General features: G+C 70.4%; 4 protein-coding genes and 1 pseudogene. 1 reads left to right on the top strand and 4 read right to left on the bottom strand.

The genetic code is table 11. The annotated features are described in order from the left end of the window. The coding region (locus QZV72_RS09805) for an acyl-CoA dehydrogenase family protein (RefSeq protein WP_297007966.1) at nucleotides 1-2075 on the bottom strand (2075 nt) is incomplete at its 3' end. Between the two features lie 86 nt (nucleotides 2076-2161). On the opposite strand from QZV72_RS09805, the gene QZV72_RS09800 reads away from it, so the two are divergent. Then, the gene (locus tag QZV72_RS09800) at nucleotides 2162-3454 is read left to right on the top strand and encodes an MFS transporter (protein ID WP_297007963.1); all 1293 of its coding nucleotides are present in this window, start codon (nucleotides 2162-2164) and stop codon (nucleotides 3452-3454) included. Here QZV72_RS09800 and QZV72_RS09795 read toward each other — a convergent pair. The 3 genes and pseudogenes from QZV72_RS09795 to QZV72_RS09785 form a co-directional block, all read right to left on the bottom strand. Beyond that, nucleotides 3390-4676, bottom strand: coding sequence for a hypothetical protein (locus QZV72_RS09795; protein WP_297007960.1), 1287 nt, complete (start codon nucleotides 4674-4676; stop codon nucleotides 3390-3392). The genes QZV72_RS09800 and QZV72_RS09795 overlap by 65 nt on opposite strands. A gap of 10 nt (nucleotides 4677-4686) precedes the next feature. After that, nucleotides 4687-5892 (bottom strand): alpha/beta hydrolase family protein, encoded by a 1206-nt coding sequence (locus QZV72_RS09790; protein ID WP_297007957.1) that lies wholly within the window; start codon nucleotides 5890-5892, stop codon nucleotides 4687-4689. Nucleotides 5893-6141: 249 nt separating this feature from the next. Beyond that, nucleotides 6142-6586 (bottom strand): annotated as a pseudogene (locus QZV72_RS09785) (esterase family protein); the annotation flags it as partial.

Genomic DNA, 6586 nt, shown 5'->3' with positions numbered 1-6586 from the left:
GGCACCGCGAAGGCGTCCACCAGCGTTTCCGACCAGGGGCCGAGGGAGTCCACGAGGTCGTTGAGAGCGGCGCGGGCGGCCTTGGCGCGCGCCCCGTTGAGCAGGTTCTGCTCCTGGTACCAGCCGGAGTTGTCGTTGATGAGGCTCAGGACGTAGACGTCGCGGATCTGCTCCATGATCTTCATCGCCAGGGAACCGGCCGACCCGGATTCCCCCGACCCGGATGCCCCCGACCCGGATGCCGCCAGCCCGGACTCGGCCTCCAGCAGGGTCTCCAGCACGATCCGGTCGACGTGCGCCCAGGCGCAGGAGAGCATGTGGTCCTGCACGCTGTCGATGAGCGCTGCGGCGTCCCCGGTCGTCATCTTGCGTGCCGGGCGGATCCGACGGATGAGGCTCATCAGCAGCCGGTCCTCCCGCTCGGTGAGCAGCCCGATCTGGTACGCGGGGTCGAACAGGGAGGTGGTCTCGCGGTCGGTGACCGAGTCGACGAGGTTCTGGATGATCTTCTCTGCGGCGGTGCGCCGTTTGAGCAGGGTGCCGAAACTGTCCAGGCCGAACTTCACGATCTCCAGCGGCCCGAGGTTCCCCATATCCCGGGAGAAGCCGGTGAGCAGTTCCTTCGCGGCGAGCTGGATCATCACCACGTTGTCACCTTCGAAGGTGGTGAAGACGTCGGAGTCAGCCTTGAAGGTGGTGAGCAGGTTCTCGGACATGTAGCCGGCACCGCCGCAGGCCTCCCGGCACTCCTGGATGGTACGGGTGGCGTGGGAGGTGTTCGCGGCCTTCAGTGCGGCGGCGTGGGCCTCGAGTTCCCGCTGGTCGGCGGACTGTTCCTCGGTCATGTTCGTCCGGTCGGGGACGGTGGTCTCCAGTTCCTGGAGCCGGGAGATCAGCCGGTTCGTCGCAGTGGCCAGGGCGTAGGACCTGGCGATGAGCGGTATGAGCCGCAGCCGGTGCTTGCGGTGCTCGATGAGCCGGGACTCGGGCAGCGAGTCGTCCGGTGCGAACTGGCGGCGCCGGTTCGCGTACTTCGTGGCGATGGCCAGTGAGGTCCGGGCGGCGGCACCCGCCGACGCTCCGACGGTGACGCGGCCGCGGATCAGCGCGCCGAGCATGGTGAAGAACCGGGCACCGTCGGAGGCGATGGGGGAGGAGTAGTCGCCGGACTCGGAAACGTCGGCGAAGCGGTTGAGCAGGTTCGCCCGCGGGACGCGGACGTGGTCGAAGCGCAGCGTGCCGTTGTCCACACCCTTCAGCCCGCCTTTGTACATGTGGTCGCCGATGTGGACGCCGGGCAGGACGCGTCCGTCGGCGTCCCGCAGATCGACGACGAGGCAGTGGACGCCGTGGGACGCGCCCCAGGACTCGGGTGCGGCGCCGGTGGCGTCCTCCGGCTCGTAGTCGCCGGCGGGGGTGTGGAGCTGGCAGAACACGGCCGCCTTGGTGGCGTGCTCCGCGGCGTTGCCGATGTACCACTTTTCGGCCGTGGGGGTCGGCGTGTGGATGACGAACTCACCGGCCGCCCGGTCGTAGACGGCGGTGGTCTCCAGGGACTGCACGTCGGAGCCGTGGCCGCGCTCGGTCATACCGAAGGATCCGGGGACGCGCAGCTCCATGATGTCCCTGATCAGCGGGATGTGGCGCTCGGTGCCGAGGTTCTCCACCGCCCCGCCCCACAGCCCCCACTGGACACCCGCCTTGACCATGAGTGACAGGTCAGCCCCGCCCACGGTCTCCAGGGATGCGAGGGTGGCGCCGATGTCGCCGGTACCGCCGTGGTCGACGCGGAAGGCGCCGCGGGGCGATCCGGTCTCGAGGATGTCGGAGAGCTGGGCCATTGTCCGCTCGTGGGCGACGTGGAGGGGGAGGGTGTCATCGGCGCGCAGGTCCCTGGCGGCGATGAGTGCGCGGGCGGCGTCGCGGGGTTCGGCGAAGGGCCCGTCGAGGACCCTCTTGAGTTCGGCGGCGACGGCGGCGCGCTGGGCGTCGTCGGCCAGGGCCCGGAGTTTGTCGGGTGTGTCGCCGTCGCGGCGGGTGAGGCCGGTGGTGTCGGTGGTGTCGGTGCGGTTCATGCCCCCCGATCGTACGGAAAGGGCGGTACGGCCAATGGTCAGACCACATTGCGACCCAGGTGGGACAGGGGTCTACGATGAGTCCCATGAGTGATCAGGAGCAGCCGGAGAATCCGGCACACCACAGGGGAACCACACGGGGAAACGCGCGCACCAGGGACGCCCGGGCCTGGCTCATCGTCGCCTTCGCCGTCTTCACCGTCGCCTGGGGCGGCAACGAAGCCACCCCGATGCTGGTCTTCTACCGACAGGAGGCGGTCTTCAGCGACGTCTTCATCGACTCACTCCTCGTCTCCTACGCCGTCGGCATCGTGGCCGCCCTGTTGCTCGCGGGGCCCTTGTCCGACCGCTACGGGAGAAAGCCCGTCATGCTTCCGGCCCCGCTCATCGCCCTGCTCGGCAGCATCTTCATCGCCGCCGGTGAAACAACCGAATGGGCGATCCTCGTCGGCCGCGTCCTCGCCGGCGTCGGCGTCGGCATCGTGATGTCCGCCGGCGGATCCTGGATCAAGGAACTCTCCGCGGCCCCCTTCGCCCCGCACACCCGGCCCGGTACCGGTGCCCAGCGTGCCGCGATGTCCAACACCGCCGGTTTCGGCCTCGGTGCCGGGATCGCCGGTCTGCTCGCCCAGTGGGGTCCGATCCCCGGTCAGCTTCCCTACATCGTCCACGCCGTCCTCTCAGCCATTGCTCTGGCGGGCATCCTCGCCATCCCCGAGACCCGGCAGTCGGCCCACCTCAACGTCCACGGATCGTTCTGGTCCGACCTGCGGATCCCCTCGGTGAAGCACCCCCGCTTCCTCACTGTCGTCGCTCCAATGGCGCCCTGGGTCTTCGGCGCGGCGGGCGTGTCCTACGCGATCATGCCGCGCCTGGTCCAGGACCAGGTGTCCAGCCCGATCGCCTACTCGGCCCTGCTCACCGTCATCGCCCTGGGCTGCGGCTTCACCATCCAGCAGTTCGGCTCCCGGATCAACACCACCCACAGTGCACGTGGTCCGATCATCGGACTGTGCATCGTGACCGTCGGCATGGTCATCGCGACGCTGTCCGCCGGGGACATCACCATCTGGAACACCGTCGTCGTCGCGGTCGTTCTCGGCACCGGCTACGGCCTGTGCATGGTCTCGGGTCTCACCGAGGTGCAGCGCATCGCCGGGCCGGACGACCTCGGCGGCCTCACCGCCGTCTACTACGCCCTGACCTACATCGGCTTCTTCTTCCCGATGATCCTCACCGAACTCTCCGACACCTTCGACTACACCGAGATGCTGGGCTTCGGCATCGTCATGGCGGTCCTGTGCCTGGCAGTGGTCATCGTCTTCTCGCGTCGGAACCTGCCGGCACCGGCGCCGACCGTGGGACTGTCGAAGGCCTGACCAGCGACACCAGGTGCACCGCAGCCCCGGTCAGGGGCGCCACCCCGACGGCGAGCGCCGCCCGGACCGCGGTCGGGAATCCGGTGGACAGCATCACCACCGCAGCCACTGTGGCGACGATCCACCCGGTCACGTAGGCGGCGTGCCGCCCGGCGGACAGTGCCGCCGCCCCGGTGACCATGAGCACCGCCAGCGCGCCGGACGCCACGGTGAGCGTGCTGAACGTCGCGGCGTCCGCCACCAGGTCCGCGGGGAAGAGAAGGGACGCCACCGGCACCGCGAACCACCATGCGGCCAGTCCGCCGGCGACCGACGCGGCGGCGCACCAGCCGAGCATTCGGAGCACCCTGGGCAGTGGGGCGCCACGGTGTCCGGTGAGATGGACGATGAGCGCGGGGAGGAAACGCTGCAGCGGGACGAGCAGCGGGGCACGGGTGAGGGTCACCGCGGTGATGACCGCGGCCAGCGCGCCGGGGGCGGCGTCGGGTGAGGTGACCGCGAGCAGCACCGGGAACCCGGTGATGAGCAGGGCGTTCGCGCCGGACGCCACCATCGCCGCCGCGCACCGCCGCAGGAACTCCCCGGTCGGCACGTCGGCGACGGCCCGTAGGACGCCGCGCAGCGGGCCACCCGGCCGCGCCGTAGCCAGCGCGAGCCCCGTCCATGTCGCCGCGCCGATCACCGTGACCAGCAGGAACGCGGTGAGACGCCACCCCGCCGCCCATGCCACCGCGGCGAGCACCACCCGCACCGCACTGTCGACACTGATCAGCCAGGCGTAGGTCCGCCACCGCCCTGCGGCCGACAGCAGCCCGCACACCGTCGCCTGGACGGCGTAACAGGCCAGGCCGGCGGCGAGCAGCGTCACCCCGCCGGTGCCCGGCAGCAGCCGGTCCACCCACAGCGGGGAGGACGCGAGGACCAGCCCACCGGTGCCCAGGCTCACCCGGGCGGCGACGGCCAGCGGTCGGGCGTGACCGCGGAGGTCGGCGTCCGCCCCGGGGTCCCCGTGAGCCACCCGACGCCGGGACGAGACCGCCCGCGTCGTCTCCTGCAGCAGACCGTCGAGTACCCCGGTGCAGGTGAAGAACAGTCCCCAGTAGACGGTGAAACGCTCGTAGTCAGCCGGGGTCAGGGCGTGCCCGGCGAGCACCGTGACGGCATAGCCGGACACCGCGACGACGAGAGTCGCCACGGAGAGTGCGCGTCCGGCCCGTCTCACGGACTACAGGCTATACGCCCAGCCCCCGGGCCAGCGTGGGCCAGGCGCCGGGAAGGGCGAGGGAGAAGTAGTGCCAGCTGTGCAGACCGGCCGGGGCGTAGTGGAACCGCGCGGGGACGCCCGCCGCGGACAGCGACCGCTGCAGGTCGACGGTGCAGCCCCTCGCCCCGACCTCCAGACCCGGGCCGACGACGGCACTGACCAGCAGCTCGGCGGGGTCGGTCATGGTCGCGACGCCCACCGCCTCCTCGGTGGTGGGCACACCGGAGGCCGCCGAGAAGTACAGCGGGATCTCGGAGCCCTGCACCTGCGATGACAGGCGGTCGAGGTGCAGCGCCGGGTTGTGGGCGCGGGCGTAGTCGCCGTCGGCCGGGCCCCACAGCTGCTCGGCGGTGGCGCCGGAGTCGTCGTTGCCGACGACCGTGTCCACCATGCGGCGTCCGTCGTCCGAGGTCGTGTCGTAGCAGCCGGAGATCCCGGCGGCCGCGGAGTAGAACCCGGGGTTGTCCTCGACGAGCTGCAGGGCGGAGGTCGCCGACATCGACATCCCCAGGACCGCCCGGACGCCGTTGGCGTCCAGTGCGTCCTCCAGTGGGCCGGGCAGTTCCTCGGCGAGGTAGGTCGCCCACTTCTGCGTCTGACCACCGCGGTCGGCGCGGTCGAGCGTGGAGGCGGAGTACCAGTCGGAGTAGTAGGAGTTCCGCCCGTCGACCGGCATGACGACGTTGACGTTCTTGTCGGCGAAGAACTCCACCGCCCCGCCCTTGCCGAACCACTGGTTGCGCTCCTTGCCTCCGTCGACACCGTTGAGGAGGTAGAGGGTCGGCGCGTCGGGGGAGGACGCCGGGCGCACGAGCAGGGGGATGTCCCGGTTCATCGACGGGGAGTGGGTCCAGACCTCCTCGACCTCGGGGTGCTCGGCGAGGGTGACCCGCCAGTCGGACTCCTCGGCGGTGAGCCCCGGGGTGGTGGAGCCACGGTGGACGGTGGCGGTGGCACTTTCTGTGGCACCGGCGGTATCTGCGGTGGTGGCGGTGTCTGCGGCGACGGCGGTGCCGGTGGCGCCGACGAGGCCGGCGAGCAGGACGGTCATCGAGCTCAGCAGTGCGGCGGACCGGGTGGCGGTGCGGGTGGTGCGGGAGGCGGTGCGCGCGGTGCGGCGTGCGACGGCGGGTAGCGGCATGGAGTTCCTGTCGTGAAGGGGATCGTCGGTCATCGACGTGACGGCAGTGACTTTACGGTGGCCGGGACGCCGGTGGATCACCTTTGCTCCGGCAGTGACGGATGGTGCTCGTGAGGCCCCTGGTGTTCACTGGGGCTGTTTAGTAGGGGGTACTCGCTAATCCCTCGCGCGACGCGTGGTCGTGCCCCGGACAGCAGAAAGGCCCGCCGCGCACCGTCGGTCGGTGCGTGGCGGGCCGTGGTCTCCGTGGTGGCCGGAGAGCGCAGGAGAGCCTGGGGGCGGCTAGTTCTCGCCGTTCTCCGCGGCCTGCTCCGCCTGGGCCTGCTGGAAGGCGTCGGTCAGCAGCGGCAGGGAACCGTCGTTGCCGACACCCTGGTTGTTCTCCAGGTAGGTGGCGGCGGCCTCGTCCTTGGTCTTGATTGCCTCGGCGACGGAATCATCACCGAAGAGACCGGCGGAGATGGTCGGCCAGGACTCGAACATGTCGTCCTGCCAGTAACCCCACTGGTGGGTACCGGTGTTCCGGAAGTTGTAGGTGATGTTGTTGTTCGCCTCGGTCACGCCGGCCTTGTCGGCGGCGGCCTTGAACATGTGGGTGCAGACGTTCGTCGCGCCCTCGATGACGCCACCCTCGGTCGCCGGGGTGATGGAGCCGACCGGGTTGCCGCGCAGGCGGTCACCGGAGGCGACGTCGTGCTCACCCATCAGACCGGTGCCGGCGGAGATG

The sequence above is a fragment of the uncultured Corynebacterium sp. genome (assembly GCF_902782855.1).
Lineage (GTDB): Bacteria > Actinomycetota > Actinomycetes > Mycobacteriales > Mycobacteriaceae > Corynebacterium.
This window is presented reverse-complemented; position numbering and strand designations above follow the sequence as displayed.